Below are 2,586 nucleotides of genomic sequence, written 5' to 3' on the forward strand. Positions count from 1 at the left end.
GGCGGAAACCCCGTGCTCAATCCTGCTGGCGACCGCCAGTATCGAAGCCAACCTCGTCGGTGTCTACGAAGCAATGGGTCATGGCGCGCTTGACGCGGTCGATATTCCGTCAGTAGGCATCGAAGGTAACGCGTCCTCGCAATCCGCACGGCTTCTAACGAACAAGATTGCGACGATCGGCAAGCTGATCGGTGATGCGCCGGCCAAGACAAAAAGGCGGATGTCACGTGACGCTGAGCCGACACCTCGACGCTTAATTGCAATCGGCGCCTCCGCGGGCGGGCCGGCCGCCGTTGCCGCCGTCCTGAGTGCGTTTCCCGTTGATTTTGACGGCGCGATCGTGCTCGTCCAGCATCTCGATGCTCAGTTCGTGCCGGGGCTTACTGATTGGCTGGGACAGCATACGCCTCTCCCGATCCGTCCGGCGCGGGAAAAGGATAGTCCTCAAGCGGGCACTGTTCTCGTAGCCAGTTCTGCGGATCATCTGGTTTTCAAGTCAGCTCAACAACTTGGCTATACGCCCAGCCCCAAGGACAATTTTTATCGGCCGTCCGTTGATGTGTTCTTCGGAAGTGCGGCGCAATGGTGGCCTGGCTCTGTGATTGGTGTCCTGCTCACAGGCATGGGCAGGGATGGCGCGCGCGGGCTAAGACAGCTCCGCGACAAAGGGCATCTCACGATCGCCCAGGATCGAGCAACCAGTGCAGTCTATGGCATGCCGAAGGCCGCCGCCGAAATCGGCGCGGCTGTTGATATTCTTCCTTTGAGTGCGATCGGCTCACGTATAATCGAAGCCTGCGAGCGCTCCACGTGAAAGGGCTCGTCCGATGACGCAAGAACCAGAGCTGGTCCCGCCACTCACAGACAACTATTCATCCATGGTTCTGCTCATCGATGATCAGATCATGGTTTGCGAGGCGGTCAGGCGCGCTCTAGCCAACGAACCCGATATTTCCCTACACTTCTGCACCGACCCGTTGAGAGCAATGACAGTCGCGGATGAGGTAAAGCCAACCGTTATCCTGCAGGATCTCGTCATGCCCGGCGTCGATGGGCTGCATCTGGTGCGAGAATACAGGAAGCATGCGTCGACACGCGCGGTCCCAGTCATTGTGCTGTCGAGCAAGGAAGATCCAGCCACCAAGGGCGAAGCCTTTGCTGCGGGAGCGAACGACTATCTCGTCAAACTGCCGGATCGTATCGAGCTGATTGCACGTATTCGATATCACACTCGGGCTTATCTGGATCACGTCCAGCGAGACGCGGCATACCGAGCGCTAAGGGAAAGCCAGCGACAGCTGATCAGTGCAAATCTCGAGCTTGAACGTCTGACGCGGATCGATGGCCTGACGGGCCTCGGCAACAGGCGCTATTTTGATGAATATCTGGCGGCCGAATGGAAGCGCGCTTTTCGCGCACAGTCCCCATTGTCGCTGTTGATGATCGATGCCGACAACTTCAAACGATACAACGATACCTATGGCCATATGGCCGGCGATGAGGTGCTCAAGCAAATCGCCCGCGTAATCCAGAGCGGTTCCGGACGCTCCACCGACCTAGCTGCGCGGTACGGAGGCGAAGAGTTCGTGGTCGTGCTGGTCGACACTTTACTGGAACAATCCAGTGCGATCGCAGAGCGGCTCGTCCAGGGCGTGCGGGAGTTGAACATACCCCACGGCCCGGATCGTGTGACCATCAGCGTCGGCGTTGCAACAGCGGTGCCCACCGCGGACGAGACGCCAAATGATTTCGTCAATGCTGCCGATTTGGCCCTATTTCGTGCCAAATCGGAAGGACGAAATCGTGTCGCGGTTCATATGTCCCGCAGCTAGACAAGCTCAACGTACTTCTCAGGCTAAGATGGAACTTTCTGAGCGTACGTTGAACGCGCCTGGGCTCGCCCGGCCTTCAAGAAGCTCTATGCCGACCAGCTCGCTTACTTTGCGGCTGGAGCTCGAACCCATCGTTAATGACCGCTGGGCGTCCGGTTCTGGGTGGGAACGTGCCGGTTCGCCTGATCGCTCGAATTTCTGCTTTTGGGATTCCGCTGGGGCCAGCTCAACGGCTGACTTGAGTCGCAAAGCGGAATATCGGCATCGCGCCGCGATGGTTGAGATTCAATCGCGGCTCAATGCTCGCCGGAGAGCACCGAAGCGAATGCGATATTGCGCCGGCGTCACCCCGACCTTGCGGCGGAAGAGACGCCCGAAAAAACTCGCATCCTCATAGCCGACTTCACTCGCCACCGCTTCGACCGGGAGATCGCCGGTCTCCAGCATCTGCTTGGCTTGCTCGAGCCTGAGCGCGTGGATGTAGTCGATTGCCTTCATTGCCGTGGCCTTGGCGAAGCGGCGCACGAAGGAGCGCTCGGACAGGCCTGACAACTTGGTCATGGCGGCGACGGGCGAGGGCGTCCGGTAGTTGCCTTCGGCCCATTTCTGGCAGCGGTTGATCACCGCGTCGTCGGTCTGGCGAAAGCGCATCAGCGCGGCGAAGGGCTGCTGGCCCATGTCGTGCCACTGCAGCATGTAGACCTTGGCGACCTGCATCGCCTCCTTGAGGCTGACGAAGCGCGCGATCAGATAT

At 59.2% G+C, this 2,586-nt stretch carries 3 protein-coding genes; 2 read left to right on the top strand and 1 reads right to left on the bottom strand.

What is annotated here, in order from left to right:
- Both EOA22_RS30435 and EOA22_RS30440 read left to right on the top strand, forming a co-directional pair.
- Positions 1–814: chemotaxis protein CheB (locus EOA22_RS30435; RefSeq protein ID WP_127390466.1), on the top strand; the 814-nt coding region annotated here is incomplete at its 5' end.
- A gap of 64 nt (positions 815–878) precedes the next feature.
- Complete coding sequence (locus EOA22_RS30440) at positions 879–1,832, top strand: PleD family two-component system response regulator (RefSeq protein WP_281034234.1); 954 nt, start codon at positions 879–881, stop codon at positions 1,830–1,832.
- Between the two features lie 285 nt (positions 1,833–2,117).
- Here EOA22_RS30440 and EOA22_RS30445 read toward each other — a convergent pair.
- Positions 2,118–2,586 (bottom strand): helix-turn-helix domain-containing protein (locus EOA22_RS30445; RefSeq protein ID WP_127390467.1); only part of this gene is annotated, 469 nt, incomplete at its 5' end.

The organism is Mesorhizobium sp. M7A.F.Ca.US.014.04.1.1 (assembly GCF_003998745.1).
GTDB lineage: Bacteria > Pseudomonadota > Alphaproteobacteria > Rhizobiales > Rhizobiaceae > Mesorhizobium > Mesorhizobium ciceri.

Coding starts and splice junctions, on each gene's coding strand:
- EOA22_RS30440 (WP_281034234.1), top strand. CDS start 879: ATGGTTCTGCTCATCGATGATCAGATCATGGTTTGCGAGGCGGTCAGG.